At 65.1% G+C, this 1,062-nt stretch carries 1 protein-coding gene; it reads right to left on the bottom strand.

Going from position 1 to position 1,062, the window contains the following annotated elements; genetic code table 11:
- A partial coding sequence (locus DWV20_RS09815; RefSeq protein ID WP_055252703.1) for an SIS domain-containing protein occupies window positions 1–1,062 on the bottom strand: 1,062 nt, incomplete at its 5' end.

Genomic DNA, 1,062 nt, shown 5'->3' with positions numbered 1-1,062 from the left:
TTAGTAGTCGAACTGGTGGTAGTAGCGGCGGTACTTGAGGTTGTGCTTGGTGACCAGCTCGTAGTTGCGCGAGAGGCGGTCGGTGGTCAGCACGGACAGGATCCAGGGGGACACGATGACGCGGAAGTCGTCGTCCAGGCCCGGGATCGCGTACTCGGCGGTGTCGATGATGACGTAGTCCTCGTCGCCGGTCACGCCGCTGGTGAGGAAGGCGCGGACGCGCTCGTCGAGGGCGCGGCACTCGTCCTCGCCCATGAACAGGAACACCGGGACGCCGGGCTCGAGCAGCTCGAGCGTGCCGTGGAAGAAGTCGTGCGAGGTGATGTGGCGGATGCGCTTCCACTGCATCTCCTCGAGCAGGCACATGGAGTACAGGATGGTCTCGCCCCACAGCGCGCCCGAGCCGATGAACATGGTGTAGTCGGCCAGCGCGTACTTCTTCGCGAGCTCCTCGGCGCGCGGCTCGAAGCGCTTGCGGATGTCGAGCATGTCCTTCCAGACGTCCTTCGTCTGCTCGATGAACAGGTCGAACTTGGGGAAGCAGCCGCGGCGGTTGAGCAGGCGCAGGCCGAAGCAGTCGGCGAGGTAGTAGCCCTTCTCGCAGCCGCCGGCGCCGTGGTCGGAGGCCATCATGACGCAGTTCTCGGCGCCCACGGCCCGGCCGATCTTGCCCTCGGGGTTGGTCATGGCGTAGACGCGCACGCCCATCTCCTTCATCTTGCCGATGGCCTCGAGCACCTCGGGGGTGGTGCCGGACTCGGAGGCGGTCAGCACGACGGACTTGTCGGTCATGCGCTTGTGGCCCATGACGTTCCACTCGGCGGCGTGGATCAGGTAGACCTCGAGGTCGCGGTCGCCGAACTTGTTCATGAGGTACTCGAGCTGCATGAACTCGTCCCAGGTGCCGCCGACGCCCATCAGGAAGACGGCGTCGTAGCCCTCCTCGTGCACGCGGTCGGCCAGCGCGGTCATCTTCTTGCCCGCCTCGTAGACGTTCCTGCCGTCCTCGAGGTAGCCCTCCTGGTCGAAGTGCATGATCTCGATCTTCTCGGTCTCCTTCAT

The organism is Collinsella sp. AF02-46-1 (assembly GCF_003465825.1).
Lineage (GTDB): Bacteria > Actinomycetota > Coriobacteriia > Coriobacteriales > Coriobacteriaceae > Collinsella.
The sequence above is the reverse complement of the archived record's forward strand: the minus strand, read 5'-3'. Positions and strand labels throughout refer to the sequence as shown.